A 16,305-nucleotide genomic window follows, 5' to 3' on the forward strand; every position below is an offset into this window, starting at 1 on the left:
TTATGAGCGGTCGATCTCATGTCGTGAGGTCGACCGTTTCCTATTGTTTGCTGCCCACCAGCCTTTCAAACCTTGGTTTGAAACGTTTTTTGCTGGCATTGCGGTAGCTGGCGTTTGTTCAAAGGTGAACGGTTGAAATGAGCAGTGTAAACGAAATTCGGTCGGCGTTTCTGTCCTACTTTGAGAAGCATGGCCATGCGGTTCTGCCGTCTTCACCGCTTGTTCCGCGCAACGACCCAACGCTCATGTTCACCAATGCGGGCATGGTGCAGTTCAAGAACGTTTTTACCGGTCTTGAAACCCGCGAACCGCCGCGCGCTGCCACCTCGCAAAAGTGCGTGCGCGCAGGTGGCAAGCACAATGATTTGGACAATGTCGGCTACACGGCGCGGCACCACACCTTCTTTGAGATGCTCGGCAACTTTTCTTTTGGCGACTACTTCAAGGAAGAGGCGATCTACCATTCGTGGAACCTTGTCACCAAAGACTTCGACATCAATCCGGACAAGCTGCTCGTCACCGTGTATGCCGATGATGATGAGGCGTTTGACCTTTGGGGTAAGATAGCTGGTCTGCCGGATGAGAAGATCATTCGCATTGGAACGTCTGACAATTTCTGGGCCATGGGTGACACGGGTCCTTGCGGGCCATGCTCAGAGATCTTCTATGATCATGGGCCGAGCATTCCAGGTGGTCCTCCAGGTTCACCGGATGAAGATGGGGACCGCTTCATCGAGATTTGGAACCTGGTTTTCATGCAATATGAGCAGGTCGACGCCGACAATCGGATCGCGCTGCCCAAGCCATCCATCGACACAGGCATGGGGTTGGAGCGCCTAGCTGCGCTTCTGCAAGGCAAGCATGACAACTATGACACGGACCTTTTCCAGTCACTGATCGCAGCTTCGGTTGATCTGACCGGCGTATCGGCTGAGGGTGATGCTCAGGCTAGCCACCGCGTGATTGCCGATCATCTGCGTGCGACCAGCTTTTTGATCGCCGATGGGGTTTTGCCGTCCAACGAAGGACGGGGCTACGTGCTGCGCCGGATCATGCGCCGTGCTATGCGCCATGCCCATTTGCTCGGGGCCAAAGACCCTGTGCTGCACCGTTTGGTACCAGCGTTACTGCGGGAGATGGGGGAGGCCTATCCAGAGCTCGACCGCGCTCGCGCATTGATTTCCGAAACGTTGGAGCTTGAAGAAAATCGCTTCAAAAAGATGCTCGACCGTGGTCTTGGTTTGCTTGACGATGCATCGAAAACTCTCAGCGATGGCGATACGTTTGATGGCGAGGTCGCGTTTAAACTCTACGATACCTATGGTTTCCCACTTGATCTGACACAGGATGCGTTGCGCTCGCGGGCGATCTCTGTGGACACGAATGCTTTTGACGCGGCGATGGAACGCCAGCGCGCTGATGCGCGGGCTGCTTGGGCGGGATCAGGTGATGCCGGCACCGACACAGTCTGGTTTGCCGTTCGCGATGCCCATGGCGCCAGCGAGTTTCTAGGTTACGATACCCTGATCGCTGAAGGTGTGCTGGTTGCTGCGGTGAAGGATGGTGCGGAGGTTGAGGCTCTGAAGCCAGGTGAGGAGGGCGCCGTTGTTGTCAATCAGACGCCTTTTTACGCTGAATCCGGCGGCCAGCAGGGCGACCAAGGCACGATCAAACAAGGCGATGCTCTTTTCACTGTGCGCGATACGGTGAAGCGTGCCGATGGTGTTTTTGTGCATATGGGCACAGTGTCCGGCACACCTTTGAAGGTGGGCGAGCCCGTTGATCTTGCCGTTGATGGTGTCCGTCGCCAGGCGATACGTTCGAACCACTCGGCGACCCATTTGTTGCATGAAGCTTTGCGCGAAACACTGGGCGATCACGTCGCACAGAAAGGCTCGCTTGTTGCGCCCGATCGTTTGCGGTTCGACTTTTCTCACCCTAAACCCATCGAAGCCGATGAGCTGTCTGCCATCGAAGACATTTCCAACCGTATGATCCTTCAGGACAGCCCAGTGGAGACGCGTCTGATGGATGTCGACAGCGCGATTGAGTCAGGTGCGCGTGCCCTGTTCGGCGAGAAATATGGCGATGAGGTGCGTGTTGTCTCCATGGGCGACAAACCTGATGGATCGACCTTCTCGGTGGAACTCTGCGGTGGAACGCATGTTGGGCGCACAGGCGAAATTGGTCTTGTGCGCGTGGTGTCGGAAGGTGCTGTTGCCGCTGGTGTACGCCGCGTCGAAGCGCTAACCGGTGAGGCGGCTCGCGCTTATCTTTCTGATCAAGACACGCGCGTGAAAGCCATTGCTTCGCGTCTCAAGGTCACGCCTGATCAGGCGTTGGAGCGTGTCGATGCTTTGATGGAAGAGCGCCGCAAGCTTGAGCGTGAAGTCGCCGAGCTGAAAAAGCAGGTGGCGCTTGGTGGTGGCGGGCAGCAGGCGACCGCTCAGGAAGATGTGGCTGGTATTGCGTTCTCCGGGCGTGTGCTGGACGGCGTCAGCCCGAAAGACCTGAAAGGCATTGCCGATGAAATGAAGCGCGAGCTCGGTTCTGGTGTTGTGACCCTTGTCGCAACGGGCGAAGGCAAAGCTGCGATTGTTGTCGGTGTGACCGACGATCTGACGGGCAGCCACAGCGCTGTGGATCTGGTGCGCGCTGGATCAGCAGCTCTTGGCGGCAAAGGCGGCGGCGGACGGCCTGACATGGCGCAGGCCGGTGGCCCCGATGCGTCCAAAGCTGAGGCCGCTCTGGAAGCGGTGAAATCGGCGCTAGCTGGTTAGCGAAAGTCGCTTGTCGGCATCGCCCGCAAGTCAGCAAGATTTGTCCGTTCCACCCATGCTTTGGTGAACGTGCCACGCAGCCTGCCACACCGTTTCTGCGGTGTGGTGCCATGCATGGTGTGTCCATCCAGACGAAGAGCCGACCATGACCAAACCGCTATCAGAAGCTGACACCGCAGACACAGGCCGAGACTTTGTCTTCACCAACATGCCTGGCGACTGGTCGGCTTATGAAGAGCGTATCAACCGGGTCACCCAGTATCTTCACGAGCATATCGATGAGCCATTGGATCTTGATCGACTGGCCGAGATTGCTTGCCTCTCGCGCTTTCACTGGCACCGGATTTACCGGGCCATTCAGGGCGAAACAGCGGCCCAGACACTGAAGCGGGTGCGTATGACGCGCGCAGGCTTTGATCTGGCCGAGGGCACACTGTCGCTTGATGCGGTTGCGCGGCGCTGCGGCTATCCCAACCAACGGTCTTTCTCCCGCGCGTTCACCGATGCCTACGGTGTGCCGCCGGGGAAGTACCGATCCTCTGGGGGGCATAGCCGTTACACCCAAACGGCACACAAAGTGAGCAACCCCATGTACACTGTTGAGATTGAAACCCTACCATCTCGCACCATCGCTGGCGTCCTTCACAAAGGCTCCTATCAGCGCATCGGCGAAAGCTTTGAGAAACTGGTTGGCCTCGCTGCGACGCGCGGGCTTATGGCCGATGTTCGCGGCATGGTCGGCGTCTACTACGATGACCCTATGGCGACGCCAGAAGAAGAGCTTCGCTCGCGAGCGGCTTTCATTGTCGCTGACGATGCCAACATCCAGTCACCTTTGGAGGCCGAGAAACTGGAAGGTGGCAGCTATGCCGTCCTGACCCACAAGGGTCCGTACTCCGATCTGCCATCGGCTTATGATTGGTTCTACTCGGTGTGGCTGAAGGATCGAGACCTGCCTTTGCGCGCTGCCCCGCCATACGAGGACTATTTGAACAATCCCCGTGAGGTGCCAGCAAGCGAGCTTGTGACGAAAGTCTGCGTGCCTGTGGCAGCCTAAGCAGCGTGCTAAACCCATGAAAAAGGCCCGCCATCGATTGACGGCGGGCCTTGATGTTTTCTGGCCTATCGGCCGATTACTTGGTTGGTTTGATCCCAGTTTTGCATGGTCCAGGTTGGACCAACCGCGTCACCCAATAGCTTTCTGCAAGTTCTCATCGATCTTAGCCAGGAAGCTTTGCGTTGTGTGCCAGGTTTGGTCTGGGCCGATAAGGATCGCAAGATCCTTGGTCATGTCGCCGGCTTCCACCGTCTCAATGCACACCCGCTCCAGCGTGTTGGCAAAGTCCACCAGCGCCTGATTGTCGTCCAGCTTGCCGCGATGGGCCAAACCGCGCGTCCAAGCAAAGATGGAGGCGATTGGGTTGGTGGACGTTTCCTTGCCTTGCTGATGCATGCGGTAATGGCGGGTCACGGTGCCGTGCGCAGCTTCTGCTTCGGCTGTTTTGCCATCAGGTGACATGAGCACTGATGTCATCAGGCCAAGCGAACCAAAGCCCTGAGCAACCGTGTCGGACTGCACATCGCCATCATAGTTCTTACAGGCCCAGACATAGCCGCCGGACCATTTCATAGCGGCAGCCACCATGTCGTCGATCAAACGGTGCTCATAGGTGATGCCGGCTTCTTTGAACTTGCCGGCGAACTCGGTGTCGAAGATTTCCTGGAAGATATCTTTGAACCGGCCATCATACTTTTTCATGATGGTGTTTTTGGTGGAGAGGTACACAGGGTAACCGCGGTTAAGGCCGTAGTTCATGGACGCGCGGGCAAAATCCTTGATGGATTCATCCAGATTGTACATCCCCATGGCAACGCCAGCTTCAGGGAACTTGAAGATTTCTTCTTCGATCACCGTGCCGTCATCACCGACAAACTTCATGGTCAGCGTGCCTTTGCCGGGCACGACGATGTCGGTGGCGCGGTACTGATCACCGAAAGCGTGGCGGCCAATTACGATGGGCTGAGTCCAGCCAGGAACCAGACGTGGCACGTTTTGCATGATGATTGGCTCGCGGAAGACAACGCCGCCAAGAATGTTGCGGATCGTGCCGTTGGGCGAACGGTACATGCGCTTCAAGTTGAACTCTTCCACGCGCGCTTCGTCTGGCGTGATGGTCGCGCATTTGACGCCAACACCATGCTCTTTGATCGCGTTGGCCGCATCCACGGTGATCTGATCGTCGGTGCGGTCGCGCTCTTCGATACCCAGATCGTAATAGTGCAGGTCGATATCGAGATAGGGATGGATCAGCTTGTCCTTGATGAACTGCCAGATGATCCGAGTCATCTCGTCGCCATCGAGTTCGACAACGGGATTGGCAACCTTGATCTTCGCCATGAATGGTCCTCGTGTTGTGGGCGCTTGTGCGCCGTGCGTGTGTATGGAAGGTGACAGGAATGGATTATGTCTGCGCGGGCTATAGCAAAGGGTAAGGGCGGCTTCAAACCGGTCGAAGGGTGAAGACGCCTAATCCTATCTCGTGGCAGCAAGCTGATATTTTTGGAGTTTTCCGTGAGCCGATTTGGTCCCGATGGCGCGCCAAGCAATCTGTCGCAGTTGGGTGTCAGGCCGCCCGTGGCGATTCTTGTTGAGCCCCAAATGGGTGAGAACATCGGTATGGTCGCGCGTGCCATGGCCAATTTTGGTTGGCGGCGTCTGCGTCTGGTGCGTCCGCGCGATGGTTGGCCGAACGAGCGGGCAAATGCTACGGCCAGCGGCGGCGTACACGTGGTGGAGAACGCTGACCTTTTTGACACGCTGGAGGATGCGCTGGCCGATCTGTCTTTGGTTTTTGCAACATCGGCTCGCAAGCATGATTTGGCCAAAACCGTTGTTGGGCCGATGGAGGCGGGACGCCGGGGCGTGGAAGTGACCGAGGAAACGCGGGTTGGTTACGTTTTTGGCCGGGAGGCTTGGGGTTTGACGAATGAGGAGGTCGCCCTCTGCGATGATATTCTAACCCTGCCGGTGGACCCCGACTGTGCCTCGCTCAACATCGCACAGGCTGTCATTGTCTGTGCCTATGAGTGGCGCAAACACGCTTTGGAACAGGGTGGGGCGCAGCGTGAGGAAGACGGACTGCCGGTGGAGACAGCTGAGCGCTCGCCTATTGCCGACAAGGGTCAGATGGTGGGGCTTTTCTCGCATTTGGAGGGGCTGCTGGATGCGTCGGGTTTCTTTCGCCCGCCTGAAAAACGCGAAGGCATGATTCACAATCTGCGCACGCTTTTTCAGCGTGCTCGGCTTAACGAGCAGGAAGTTCGTACCCTTCGCGGGGTGTTTTCATCCCTTGATCGAGCCCACGAACGCGGACGCAAATCAAAAACTTGAACGTTTAGGTTGAGCCTTTTGGGTTGAGCTTGCAGGCTTTCGCGGTTAGGCGATGCCGGTGGGGATACCCAATAAGGAAAGCTAACCATGAGTGATGCGGCTTGGTACTACGCCGTCGGCAGCCAGCAGAGCGGCCCAGTAAGCACAGATGATATTGCCCTGTTGATCGGGCGCGGTGAGATTGGACCAGACACACTTGTCTGGCGTGAAGGTATGAGCGAGTGGGGCGCAGCGCGCGCCAGCTTGCCAGGGTCGATGGTTCCACAGAGTTGGGTGGATGCGATGTCGGCACCAGCGCCAGGCGCTGCAACACCACCCAGCTTTGGAACGGCCTCCTCTGGTGGCGGTGCAGCTTATGCCAGCGGTGACTATTACCACCCCACGCAGTTTGCCGATGTTATTCGCACGGTTTTCAGCCGGTACGTTCTGTTTCGCGGTCGTGCGCGACGTTCGGAGTACTGGTATTGGATTCTCTTCGTCATCCTGGTCAGCATCGCTTTGACCGTTGTTGATGGCGTCATTTTCGGCTTCGATGCGAACGACCTGGCTATTCTCAGCCCCTTGTTCAGCCTGGGTACTTTTCTGCCCTCATTGGGCGTTGCGTTTCGTCGCATGCATGATCTTGGACGGTCGGCTTGGTGGTTGTTGCTCGGCTTCATCCCGCTGATTGGGACACTCATCCTGATCTATTGGTTTGTTCAGCGCGGCGATGAGGGCGACAACCAGTACGGTCCGGCTTGACGGCTTAGCCCAGAAAGCCTAGAGAACGCTTCGAGTTTTGGGGGCTTTACGCCCCCTTTTCTCATTCCCGTGTCCCGTGGACTGTGTTGTGGCGACAAAACGCTGGCGTCACAGTTCTGTCGTTTGTCTCTTGCGAGACGAAAGAGGAGGGCGCGTGTAACCTCACTTTTGAAAGGATACCGCGATGTCAAAACGCGACAGTGTGAAATACAAAATCGATCGCCGCATGGGCGAAAACATCTGGGGCCGCCCGAAAAGCCCCGTCAATCGCCGCGAGTATGGCCCAGGCCAGCATGGCCAAGGTCGCCGCAGCAAGCTTTCTGATTTCGGCATTCAGCTGCGCGCCAAGCAGAAGCTGAAAGGCTATTACGGCTCCATCATGGAGAAGCAGTTCCGTAAGATTTACGATCAGGCTTCGAAAATGAAGGGCGACACCTCTGAGAACCTGATTGGTCTGCTTGAGCGTCGTTTGGACACCGTAGTTTACCGCGCCAAGTTCGTGCCCACTGTTTTTGCTGCCCGTCAGTTCGTCAATCACGGCCATGTGCTGGTGAATGGCAAGCGCGTGAATATCCCATCTTACCGTCTGAAAGTTGGTGATGTGGTCGAGATTCGCGAACGCTCGCGTCAGTTGGGCATCGTGCTGGAAGCTGTGGCGCTTGATGAGCGCGACGTGCCCGATTACGTCAACGCCGATCATGGCAAACTCACTGCCAGCCTGACACGTATTCCAACGCTGACCGATGTGCCTTACCCGGTGGCGATGGAACCAAACCTCGTGGTCGAGTTCTACTCACGCTAACAAGCACATCTTGCTTGGACGCTTTCAAAGGCCGCCATTTGGCGGCCTTTTTTGTTTGCGCTTTAGCTGATCTAAGCAAGGCATGACCATCAAACATATGGCTTTGGCGCTGCTGGTTGCTGCGATTTGGGGCATTGCCTTCACTGTCATTCGCCTTGGGCTGGACGTGGTATCACCCCTGCTTCTGACGGCGTTACGCTTTGTTTTTGCAGCGTTTCCCTTGCTGCTTTTCTTGCGACCGCCCAAAGCACCCTGGCACATCGTTGTGGCGTATGGCGTAATCCAGGGTGCGATCATGTTCGGCCTTGTGTTCCACGCCATCTCTATTGGCATGCCCGCTGGCTTGGCGTCCCTAGTGGTGCAGTGCCAGGTGTTCTTCACAGTTGGGCTGGCCGCGCTGTTTGACGGAGAGCGGCCCAAGCGCCATCATTTTTTGGCAGCGGGCATTGCTGCATTGGGCATTTTTGTCATCGCGCTGGCCAAAACGGATGGGCAGACTGTGCCGCTTTGGCCTCTCATCTTGACCGTTATGGCGGCTTTCGCCTGGGGCATGGCGAACATCGTTTCGCGGCGGGCAAAATCAGCCGATCCTGTATCTTTTGTTGTTTGGTCCAGTGCCGCCGCGCCACCCTTGCTTGTGGCTGGTAGCCTGGTCTTGGAACCAGGTGCTTTGAACGCATTGATGGGTTTGCGCGGTGTGGATCTATGGACACTCACCTGGACGACCATGGCGCTGGCTGTCCCAACCACCATCTTGGCTTTTGCCATCTGGGTTTGGCTGTTGCGGACCTACCAAGCGGCGATTGTGATGCCGTTTGCGTTGCTGGTGCCGATTTTTGGGTTCGGTGGGGCGGCCCTTTTCCTTGGCGAACGCTGGAGCCTTGGTATCGGCGTGGGTGCTGTTTTGGTGTTGGCTGGACTTGCGATCAACGTGCTTGGTGACCGGCGGATCGCCGCTTCTTCGTCCTAGAAGACGATTTTTGCAGCTTTCTGAAACTCAAGGGGTTGAACCATGACGCCTTGAGCTTATCTGCGCCCAAAGATCACAAGTAAGAGATACTAACATGACGGAAACTGTTTTCCTTACCGGCGCATCTGGGTTCATCGCTAAGCACATCATCGTGCAGCTGCTCAATGCTGGTTACCAAGTGCGCGGATCAGTGCGTTCACTCTCTCGCAGCGATGAGATCATCAAGGCCGTGACGCCCCAGTTGGATGATGCCAGTAAGCTGGAGGAGCGGCTTTCATTCGTGGCTTTGGATCTCAGCAAAGATGATGGCTGGGACGGGGTTATGGAAGGGTGTTCCGTGCTGCTGCATACCGCGTCACCCTTTCCTTTGCAGCAACCGGATAATGATGAGGAGATCATCCGACCAGCTGTTGATGGCACCGAACGCGCGCTGAAGGCGGCGCAGACGGCGGGCATCGAGCGCGTTGTTCTCACATCGTCGGCTGTTGCTGTGATGCATAGCGACTTACCGAGAGGGCGACAGGCCTATGACGAGGCCGATTGGTCTGAAGACTTCTACCCCACTCAAAATGCTTATGGCCGCTCTAAAACGCATGCGGAGAAGGCGGCCTGGGCCTTTGTCGCCAAAGACGGCGTCACTATTCGGCTGACGACCATCAACCCCGTTCTGGTGCTCGGTCCGGCGCTTGATGGCAACTATGGGACCTCGCTTCAGGTGGCCGAACGGATTTTCTCCGGAAAAGATCCCATGCAGCCGCGCTTTGGCATTCCTGTGGTGGATGTGCGCGATGTGGCAGCGATGCATGTCAAAGCGCTCTCAACGCCGCAGAGTGAGGGACAACGCATCTTGGCCAGCGAGAGCTTTCAGTGGATGAAAGATATGGCTGAAACCATGAAGCAGGCCTATCCAGATCGCGGGATCAAAGCTCGAGAAGCCCCGGATTTTCTGATCAAGATGATGGCGTTGTTCGATAGCGACATCAAAACCATCATCCCTCAGCTGGGTGTGCCGAAGCACATCTCCAATCAAAGGGCAAAAGATGTGCTTGGGATAGACTTCATTCCTGCGCGCGATGCGATTCTGGCATCGGCAGAAAGCATCAAAAGCTATCAGGCCTAGCTTGCCCGCAAGGCCTCTAGTTTTTGGATTTGTTGGCCGTCCTCGGAGAAATTGCCGGGGGCGAGCCAGGTCTCCAAAGCCTCTTTGCGGCTTGGCCACTCAGAATCAAGCATGGAATACCAAGCGGTGTCGCGGTTTACGCCGTGAACCACCATGTCCTGGCGAAATGTGCCCTCAAATGTGAAGCCAAGGCGCACCGCAGCTTTGTGGGATGGCGCATTGTCGTCATTGAGCTTCCACTCATAGCGGCGGTAGCTAAGGTCCTCAAAAACGTGTTTTGCCAGCAGATAGTGCGCCTCGGTGGCCAGCGGTGAGCGCGCCATCGCATCACCATGGGCCACAGCGCCGATTTCGACCGAGCCCTGCTCAGGACGCATGCGCATGTAGCTCGCCATACCCCGCACGATGTTCCAATGCGTGTCGCGCATGACCATGGTGTGCCATTCGCCCTGCTTTGCCTGATAGGCTTGACCAAAATGATCGGCGTCGCGATAGGGCGCGTCCGGGAAGAAGCGAATGCGTGTGTTGGCACCCATATCGCCACCCAAAGCCTGCCAGATATCGTGCGCGTGAACCGTTGCATCGAATGCTTCGAGCGCCACAGTGCGCCCTTCAAGGCGTCTGGGGCGTGGTGGCGCGCAGCCTTGCCAGTTGGGAAGATCGGTCATGGGCAGAGCTATCGGCTAGGTGGCGTTCTTCAAGGCTTCTTCTTCGCGAACCGGATCAATCGCAGCCCAGCCAAACTCCAGGAAGGGTAAGGTGATGTGCGTCAGCTCCAACAGCGCGTCGGCAATTTTTGGTGTTGTGATGTCTTTGTTGTCCATTTCACGCACAAAGTGGTGATGCTTCAGGCGCACCAGCTTTTGCAGAGCTTCGTCATCGAGCTTTTCAAACCCACGGGGGTTACGCTTCAAGCTTTCAGAGAAGTCGAACGCCAGCCCCTGAGTTTGGAACCCATCCAGCATGGTTTGAAGCTTTGCATGGTTGGCGACAATCGCAGCGCGCATGGCGGCAAGCTCGGCACTGGCTAGCCCGTAGAAACCCGTGGCGACGAAAGAGCGCTCGTTGGACATGTGCACATAGGCAAAGCCTTGGTCCTTCTTGGTTCCTGTACGGGTCAGAAGTGCACTGGCGTGGGTGTTGTACGGGTCTTTGTTTTTGGAGAAACGTACATCCCGGTTCACGCGGTAGAGAGAGGTCTTGCGTGTGCCGCGGAGTGGCAAGCCTTCAGCTTCCATCCGGGCTGAGACATGCTCAATGAGATCGCCAAGTGGGACCTTCACTTCGCTCTCATAGAGCGCTTTGTTTTCCTTGAACCAGTCCCTGTCTTGGTGAAAGCCAAGCGCCTTCAAAAAGGGCAGGGCCTTTTTGCCCATGCCCTTGAAGGGTGGAATGTTAGACACGGGTTTAGGCGCTTTCGGCGTTCTTCACCGCGATGCCCTTGTCGGTCATCATCTGCTGCAATTCGCCAGCCTGGAACATCTCGCGGATGATGTCGCAACCGCCAACAAACTCGCCCTTGATGTAGAGCTGCGGGATGGTCGGCCAGTTGGAATATTCCTTGATGCCTTCGCGAATATCCATGTCTTCCAGGACATTCACATCCTGATAGTCAGCCCCGACATAGTCGAGGATCTGCACCACTTGGCCAGAAAAGCCGCACTGCGGAAACTGCTTTGTGCCTTTCATGAAGAGAACGACATCATTGGTTTTGACGGCATTGTCGATGGTTGTGGCGGCATCGGTCATAGGGTGTTCCTCAACTTTCTGGGAGGGCGCCTTTCAGGCGTCAGTCGTGGGTGCGGAGGTTTGCAGAGCAAGGGCGTGCAACACGCCGCCCATATTGCCTTTAAGCGCATCATAAACCATTTGATGCTGCTGCACACGCGACTTTCCGCGAAACGCTTCAGATACCACCACAGCGGCATAGTGATCGCCATCGCCTGCTAGATCGCGAATCTCAACATGTGCGTCGGGCAAGGAGTCCAGGATCATTTTCTCGATGTCAGCGGCATTCATCGGCATGTGGCATCGGCCCTTTTTGGCTAGGTGGCGGTGTCCATGAAGTCTGGCAACCAACTCTCATAAGCGGCGCACAGGTCTTCAATAGATATGGCCCGGCTCTCGCCCAGTTTCAATTCTTTCCCGCCTGTCGCGCCGAGTATCATGACAGAAATTGAAAGTGTTTTGGCTTGATCCAGAATGTCTTTTTGGCCATCAGCCGATGCTGTGACCAGATACCGGCCCTGGTCTTCACCGAAAAAGGCCGGGATGACACTGTCCGGTGCATCGACCTTGGCACCAATGCCGGAACCCATGGCCATTTCGGCCAGTGCAACGGCGAGGCCGCCGTCTGATAGGTCATGCACGGCGCTGACTTTGCCGTCCTGGATGAGGCCGCGGACGAAATCACCCGTTCGCTTTTCTTCAAACAGATCAACGGGTGGCGGTGCACCTTCTTCGCGGCCAAGTACGTCGCGTAAATAAGCAGACTGGCCCATGTGGCCGCCCCAGCCCTCTGGCCCGCCGACAAGCAAAATCGCTTCATGAGCGGTGGCAAAGGCTGCACCGACCCGCCGCGCGCCTGCCTCTAGCAGCCCAACGCCTGCGATTGCGGGTGTCGGCAAAATGCCAACACCATTGGTTTCGTTGTAGAGCGAGACATTGCCCGACACGATGGGGAAATCCAATTCTCGGCACGCTTCGCCAAGGCCTTTGATGGCGGCGACAAACCCACCCATAATTTCCGGGCGTTCGGGATTGCCGAAATTGAGATTGTCAGTGACAGCCAGAGGTGTTGCGCCAACGGCGGTCAAGTTGCGCCAGACTTCGGCGACGGCCTGCTTGGCGCCCTCAAATGGATCAGCCTCCACGTAGCGCGGCGTCACGTCTGCTGTAAAGGCAAGCGCCTTGCCTGCTGCGTTCACCTGCACGACGCCAGCATCTCCACCGGGCGTTGCCAGCGTTTGGCCGCGAACAAGCGTGTCATATTGTTCGTAAACCCAACGCTTAGATGCCCCATTCGGGGCGGCAAGCAGAGTTAGCAACCCATCGGCGATATCGCCGTCAAAGTTGTTGTCTTGCAGCGGCTTGGGCGAGGTCGGTGGCACCCAAGGGCGATCATATTCCGGTGCTTCGTCACCCAGCTCTTTGATCGGTAGATCTGCGACTTTGACGCCCTCGTGGAAGATTTCAAAGCGCAGCGTATCGGTGGTCTTGCCAACCACCGCGAAGTCCAGTCCCCACTTGACGAACACCGCCTCCGCTTGTGCGTGTTTTTCCGGCCGAAGCACCATGAGCATGCGCTCCTGGCTTTCTGAGAGCATCATCTCATAGGCCGACATGTTTGTTTCGCGGCAGGGGACTTTATCAAGGTCAAGATGGATGCCCAGATCGCCCTTGGCGCCCATCTCCACCGCAGAGCAGGTGAGGCCCGCCGCGCCCATATCCTGGATGGCGATCACCGCACCGGTTGCCATCAATTCCAGACAGGCTTCCAGAAGGCATTTTTCGGTGAACGGATCACCGACTTGAACCGTTGGGCGTTTTTCTTCAATGGAATCATCGAATTCCGCCGAAGCCATGGTTGCGCCGCCAACACCGTCTCGACCCGTCTTGGCGCCAAGATACACAACCGGCAAACCAACACCTTCAGCACGCGAGGTGAAAATACCATCGGTTTTGGCGATGCCTGCCGCGAATGCGTTCACCAGGCAGTTGCCATTGTAGCGGGCATGGAACTCTACTTCGCCGCCAACGGTTGGCACGCCAAACGCGTTGCCATAGCCGCCGACCCCAGCGACCACACCGGAAACAAGATGGCGAGTTTTAGGATGATCAGGTTCACCAAAGCGCAGTGCGTTCATGGCCGCCACAGGCCGTGCGCCCATGGTGAAAACATCACGTAAGATCCCGCCAACTCCGGTTGCGGCGCCTTGATATGGCTCGATGTAAGAGGGGTGGTTATGGCTCTCCATTTTGAACACCACAGCCTCGCCATCACCGATATCAACGACACCGGCATTCTCGCCCGGGCCTTCAATGACGTGCGCTCCCTCGGTTGGCAGTGTTTTCAGCCACTTTTTGGAGCTTTTGTAGGAGCAGTGCTCGTTCCACATGGCTGAGACGATGCCAAGTTCGGTGAAGGTTGGCTCGCGGCCACCGATCAGGCTTTTGAAGTGGGCGTACTCGTCGTCAGTAAGGCCATGCGCAGCGATCATCTCATCAGTGATCGCGATATCTGGGTTCAACATTAAGCAGCGGCTCCACAGGCACGGCTTCCACGGGCCCAGCGCGACAAATCAGCGTTGATGCGGTTCACCAGCGGTGTTTCGGTGAGCGGTCCAAAGGATGAGACAACCGTTCCAGCACCTGAAATGGTTCGCATGGTCACGACCAGTTGCGGCAAGCCACCACGGTCATCGCGGTTCACCAGCAAAATGCGCGGTTGACCTGACATAGAGGTGATTTCAGTTTCCTGGCGGTAAGCTGCAAAAGCTGTATCGCCTAATTGGAACCAGCATACACGGATGCGCTCAGCGATGCGTTCTGATGTCGAGCCAAGGCCGCCACGTGCAGCATAGGAGCCCTCAGGCAGGTCAATGCTCATGCAACCGGTTAGTAGGGCGGCGGTGGCCAGGCCCAGAAGCGCGTTACGCAGCAAGGTTCAAAAGTCCTTCAAACAGTTTGGCGCCGGTTTGGCTTGGCTGGTGGGGTAGGGCGATGTTTTCCGGATGGGGCATCATGCCAAGCACATTGCCAGCTTTGTTGGTGATACCTGCAATATCGGCCACCGATCCATTGGGGTTGGAGCCGCCTGCATAGGTGACCGCGATGCAATCATCGTCTTGCAGGTTTTTCAGCATGTCTGGCGTGCAGACATAATTGCCGTCTCCATGGGCAACAGGGCAGGACCAAACATCGCCTTTGGTAAAGCCGGACATGAACGCCGAGCGGGTGCTTTCCACCCTCAAATCCACTGATTTGCAGACAAAGCGCAGGCTCGCATTGCGCATCAGGGCACCTGGCAGAAGGCCAGCCTCAATGAGGATTTGAAAGCCGTTGCACACGCCGAGCACTGGCATGCCACGCTCAGCTGCCTTGATCACGTCGGCCATGATCGGAGCGCGAGCGGCAATGGCGCCGCAGCGCAGGTAATCGCCGTAGGAGAAACCTCCCGGTAAAACGATAGCCTGCGTATCGGTCGGCAGCGCCGTATCAGCGTGCCAAACGTCGTGGGGCGCTTTGCCTGTGGTGTGGGCCATCGCGTCCAGCATGTCCTGATCGCGATTGGAGCCGGGGAACTGGATGACGGATACAGCCATGGGTTAAGCCATCTGCCGTTCGGTGAGGGCGGCGATCTCAAAGTCCTCGATCACCGTGTTGGCAAGCAGTTTTTCGCACATGGCAGCGAGGTCAGCGCGTGCGGTTGCATCATCGGATGCTGACAGTTCCACATCCATCACTTTGCCCTGGCGCACGCTGTTCACGCCCTCAAAGCCGAGCCCTGAAAGCGCGCCCGCACTTGCTTTGCCCTGCGGGTCGAGCACGCCGTTTTTCAGCGTGATGATGATACGGGCAGAATAGTGGCGCATCAGCCTTTGACCAATCTTGGACCACCGGTGGGCACCGGATCATTTTCATTGAGCACGCCAAGGCGGCGTGCCACTTCCTGATAGGCGTCGAGCATGCCGCCAAGATCACGGCGGAACCGGTCTTTGTCGAGCTTCTCGCCGGTCTTGTTGTCCCAGAGGCGGCAGGAATCAGGCGATATCTCGTCCGCGACAACAATCCGCATCATCTCGTTTTCCCAAAGGCGGCCGCATTCAATTTTGAAATCGACCAGTTTGATGCCTGCGCCCAGGAATAGCCCGGTAAGAAAATCATTCACGCGAATGGCAATCGCCATCATCTCATCGATCTCTTGCGGGTTTGCCCAGCCAAACGCGGTGATGTGCTCATCCGACACCATCGGGTCGCCCAGCGCATCGTTCTTACAATAGAACTCAACGATGGAGCGGGGCAGTGCGGTGCCTTCATCCAGACCTAACCGCTTGGCCAGCGATCCGGCGGCAATGTTGCGCACAACCACTTCAACGGGGATGATTTCCACTTCTCGGATCAATTGCTCGCGCATGTTCATGCGCTTGATGAAATGGGTGCCGATGCCCATCGCATTGAGTTGATCGAAGATGTATTCCGAAATCCGATTGTTGATGACGCCTTTGCCGTCGATCACCTCATGCTTTTCAGCATTGTTGGCGGTGGTGTCGTCTTTGAAGTGCTGCACCAGCGTGCCAGGCTCAGGGCCCTCGTAAAGCGTCTTTGCTTTGCCCTCATAAATCTTGCGGCGACGGCTCATACAGATGCCTTTTGTCTGGGGTGGATATGGCCCCAACGCTATGGCGGGCCAAAGAATCTTTTGTGTGGCGGGAACCTACGCCAAGCAAGGGTCGCTTCGCAAACACAATGCGCAGCTGTACACGGGCTTCTCCTAACCTC

17 protein-coding genes are annotated in these 16,305 nt (G+C 56.8%); 7 read left to right on the forward strand and 10 right to left on the reverse strand.

The features are described from left to right. Positions 1-137 precede the first annotated feature (137 nt). Both alaS and ABWH92_RS11605 read left to right on the forward strand, forming a co-directional pair. The gene (gene alaS / locus ABWH92_RS11600) at positions 138-2,780 is read left to right on the forward strand and encodes an alanine--tRNA ligase (protein ID WP_375568514.1); all 2,643 of its coding nucleotides are present in this window, start codon (positions 138-140) and stop codon (positions 2,778-2,780) included. Between the two features lie 145 nt (positions 2,781-2,925). Then, positions 2,926-3,837 (forward strand): GyrI-like domain-containing protein, encoded by a 912-nt coding sequence (locus tag ABWH92_RS11605; protein ID WP_375568516.1) that lies wholly within the window; start codon positions 2,926-2,928, stop codon positions 3,835-3,837. A 129-nt stretch (positions 3,838-3,966) separates the two neighbouring features. Here the strand turns inward: ABWH92_RS11605 and ABWH92_RS11610 are convergent, their stop codons facing one another. Continuing rightward, complete coding sequence (locus ABWH92_RS11610) at positions 3,967-5,178, reverse strand: NADP-dependent isocitrate dehydrogenase (protein ID WP_375568518.1); 1,212 nt, start codon at positions 5,176-5,178, stop codon at positions 3,967-3,969. A gap of 174 nt (positions 5,179-5,352) precedes the next feature. Between ABWH92_RS11610 and ABWH92_RS11615 the strand changes: the two genes are divergently transcribed. The 5 genes from ABWH92_RS11615 to ABWH92_RS11635 all read left to right on the forward strand — a co-directional run bounded on the left by ABWH92_RS11615 (position 5,353) and on the right by ABWH92_RS11635 (position 9,804). After that, positions 5,353-6,171, forward strand: coding sequence for an RNA methyltransferase (locus ABWH92_RS11615; protein WP_375568520.1), 819 nt, complete (start codon positions 5,353-5,355; stop codon positions 6,169-6,171). 87 nt (positions 6,172-6,258) lie between these two features. Beyond that, positions 6,259-6,912, forward strand: a complete 654-nt coding sequence (locus ABWH92_RS11620; RefSeq protein WP_375568522.1) for a DUF805 domain-containing protein — start codon at positions 6,259-6,261, stop codon at positions 6,910-6,912. Positions 6,913-7,096: 184 nt separating this feature from the next. Further along, complete coding sequence (rpsD, locus tag ABWH92_RS11625; protein ID WP_375568523.1) at positions 7,097-7,714, forward strand: 30S ribosomal protein S4; 618 nt, start codon at positions 7,097-7,099, stop codon at positions 7,712-7,714. 82 nt (positions 7,715-7,796) lie between these two features. Beyond that, positions 7,797-8,684: an EamA family transporter gene (locus ABWH92_RS11630; RefSeq protein ID WP_375568525.1), complete on the forward strand. Its 888-nt coding sequence runs from the start codon at positions 7,797-7,799 to the stop codon at positions 8,682-8,684. A 94-nt stretch (positions 8,685-8,778) separates the two neighbouring features. Further along, positions 8,779-9,804: an SDR family oxidoreductase gene (locus tag ABWH92_RS11635; RefSeq protein WP_375568527.1), complete on the forward strand. Its 1,026-nt coding sequence runs from the start codon at positions 8,779-8,781 to the stop codon at positions 9,802-9,804. On the opposite strand, the gene ABWH92_RS11640 is transcribed toward ABWH92_RS11635, so the two are convergent. From ABWH92_RS11640 to purC, 9 genes are read right to left on the reverse strand one after another with little or no spacing between them, the layout of a single operon-like run. Continuing rightward, entirely contained in the window at positions 9,801-10,472 is a 672-nt protein-coding gene (locus ABWH92_RS11640) for a GNAT family N-acetyltransferase (protein WP_375568529.1), read from the reverse strand. The genes ABWH92_RS11635 and ABWH92_RS11640 overlap by 4 nt on opposite strands. Before the next feature lie 15 nt (positions 10,473-10,487). Then, entirely contained in the window at positions 10,488-11,207 is a 720-nt protein-coding gene (locus tag ABWH92_RS11645; RefSeq protein ID WP_375568531.1) for a TIGR02453 family protein, read from the reverse strand. A 4-nt stretch (positions 11,208-11,211) separates the two neighbouring features. Further along, positions 11,212-11,553, reverse strand: a complete 342-nt coding sequence (gene grxD / locus ABWH92_RS11650) for a Grx4 family monothiol glutaredoxin (RefSeq protein ID WP_375568533.1) — start codon at positions 11,551-11,553, stop codon at positions 11,212-11,214. Positions 11,554-11,586: 33 nt separating this feature from the next. Beyond that, positions 11,587-11,829, reverse strand: a complete 243-nt coding sequence (locus ABWH92_RS11655) for a BolA family protein (RefSeq protein WP_375568535.1) — start codon at positions 11,827-11,829, stop codon at positions 11,587-11,589. A 20-nt stretch (positions 11,830-11,849) separates the two neighbouring features. Further along, entirely contained in the window at positions 11,850-14,057 is a 2,208-nt protein-coding gene (purL, locus tag ABWH92_RS11660; protein ID WP_375568537.1) for a phosphoribosylformylglycinamidine synthase subunit PurL, read from the reverse strand. Continuing rightward, the gene (locus tag ABWH92_RS11665) at positions 14,057-14,467 is read right to left on the reverse strand and encodes a hypothetical protein (protein ID WP_375568539.1); all 411 of its coding nucleotides are present in this window, start codon (positions 14,465-14,467) and stop codon (positions 14,057-14,059) included. The genes purL and ABWH92_RS11665 overlap by 1 nt, the downstream gene beginning before the upstream one ends. Then, positions 14,457-15,128 carry a phosphoribosylformylglycinamidine synthase subunit PurQ gene (purQ, locus tag ABWH92_RS11670; protein ID WP_375568541.1) on the reverse strand — a complete coding sequence of 224 codons (672 nt, stop codon included), beginning with the start codon at positions 15,126-15,128 and terminating at the stop codon, positions 14,457-14,459. The genes ABWH92_RS11665 and purQ overlap by 11 nt, the downstream gene beginning before the upstream one ends. A gap of 3 nt (positions 15,129-15,131) precedes the next feature. Further along, a complete protein-coding gene (purS, locus tag ABWH92_RS11675; RefSeq protein ID WP_375568542.1) occupies positions 15,132-15,398 on the reverse strand; it encodes a phosphoribosylformylglycinamidine synthase subunit PurS in 267 nt (88 codons plus the stop codon). Next, complete coding sequence (purC, locus tag ABWH92_RS11680) at positions 15,398-16,165, reverse strand: phosphoribosylaminoimidazolesuccinocarboxamide synthase (protein WP_375568544.1); 768 nt, start codon at positions 16,163-16,165, stop codon at positions 15,398-15,400. Before purC ends, purS begins: the two co-directional genes overlap by 1 nt. Positions 16,166-16,305: the final 140 nt, after the last annotated feature.

Origin of the sequence: Ahrensia marina, assembly GCF_042140245.1 — a bacterium.
GTDB lineage: Bacteria > Pseudomonadota > Alphaproteobacteria > Rhizobiales > MH13 > MH13.

What these genes read in the sequence shown, in the direction of transcription:
- purS (WP_375568542.1), bottom strand. Translation starts at nt 15,398, where the DNA reads ATGCGCCACTATTCTGCCCGTATCATCATCACGCTGAAAAACGGCGTG.
- purL (WP_375568537.1), bottom strand. Translation starts at nt 14,057, where the DNA reads ATGTTGAACCCAGATATCGCGATCACTGATGAGATGATCGCTGCGCAT.
- ABWH92_RS11655 (WP_375568535.1), bottom strand. Translation starts at nt 11,829, where the DNA reads ATGCCGATGAATGCCGCTGACATCGAGAAAATGATCCTGGACTCCTTG.
- purC (WP_375568544.1), bottom strand. Translation starts at nt 16,165, where the DNA reads ATGAGCCGTCGCCGCAAGATTTATGAGGGCAAAGCAAAGACGCTTTAC.
- ABWH92_RS11640 (WP_375568529.1), bottom strand. Translation starts at nt 10,472, where the DNA reads ATGACCGATCTTCCCAACTGGCAAGGCTGCGCGCCACCACGCCCCAGA.
- ABWH92_RS11630 (WP_375568525.1), top strand. Translation starts at nt 7,797, where the DNA reads ATGACCATCAAACATATGGCTTTGGCGCTGCTGGTTGCTGCGATTTGG.
- ABWH92_RS11635 (WP_375568527.1), top strand. Translation starts at nt 8,779, where the DNA reads ATGACGGAAACTGTTTTCCTTACCGGCGCATCTGGGTTCATCGCTAAG.
- ABWH92_RS11620 (WP_375568522.1), top strand. Translation starts at nt 6,259, where the DNA reads ATGAGTGATGCGGCTTGGTACTACGCCGTCGGCAGCCAGCAGAGCGGC.
- alaS (WP_375568514.1), top strand. Translation starts at nt 138, where the DNA reads ATGAGCAGTGTAAACGAAATTCGGTCGGCGTTTCTGTCCTACTTTGAG.
- grxD (WP_375568533.1), bottom strand. Translation starts at nt 11,553, where the DNA reads ATGACCGATGCCGCCACAACCATCGACAATGCCGTCAAAACCAATGAT.
- rpsD (WP_375568523.1), top strand. Translation starts at nt 7,097, where the DNA reads ATGTCAAAACGCGACAGTGTGAAATACAAAATCGATCGCCGCATGGGC.
- ABWH92_RS11605 (WP_375568516.1), top strand. Translation starts at nt 2,926, where the DNA reads ATGACCAAACCGCTATCAGAAGCTGACACCGCAGACACAGGCCGAGAC.
- purQ (WP_375568541.1), bottom strand. Translation starts at nt 15,128, where the DNA reads ATGGCTGTATCCGTCATCCAGTTCCCCGGCTCCAATCGCGATCAGGAC.
- ABWH92_RS11610 (WP_375568518.1), bottom strand. Translation starts at nt 5,178, where the DNA reads ATGGCGAAGATCAAGGTTGCCAATCCCGTTGTCGAACTCGATGGCGAC.